Annotated in this window: 1 pseudogene; it reads right to left on the minus strand. The window is 43.4% G+C overall.

The features are described 5' to 3' along the window. Positions 1 to 444, minus strand: a pseudogene (locus I6F37_RS38820) (SusC/RagA family protein); the annotation flags it as partial. Positions 445 to 477 lie beyond the last annotated feature (33 nt).

A 477-nucleotide genomic window follows, 5' to 3' on the forward strand; every position in this document is an offset into this window, starting at 1 on the left:
CACCGGTACGTTACTTAATAAATCAGATGTTTTTTTGGAATAAAAATCTACAGAGCCTGAGATTCTGTTGTTCAATATGCCAAAGTCTACACCAATGTTAGTGGTAGCTGTGCTTTCCCATTTAATGCTGGCATCGTACCCTTCAGGGCGCAGGTAAGTATAAAACTGGTCGCCGAACTGGTATTGGGCAGCTGAATTACTGCGGGTGTAACGGGTTAGGTAAGAGTAATAGCCAATGCCTTCCTGCTGCCCGGTTTCACCCCAGCTTGCACGTAACTTTAAATCAGTAATGCCACTTGCATCTCTGAAAAATTCTTCTTTCAGTTTCCAGGCGGCAGATACTGCCGGAAAATATCCTATTCTTCTGTCAGGTGATAATTTTGAAGAAGCATCTCTACGCAGGGAACCCTGTAAAACGTATTTATTAGCAATCGTCACGTTCATTCTTCCAAAGTACGATTCCAACCGGTATTCGGG

The organism is Bradyrhizobium sp. NBAIM08 (assembly GCF_020193935.1).
Lineage (GTDB): Bacteria > Pseudomonadota > Alphaproteobacteria > Rhizobiales > Xanthobacteraceae > Bradyrhizobium > Bradyrhizobium yuanmingense.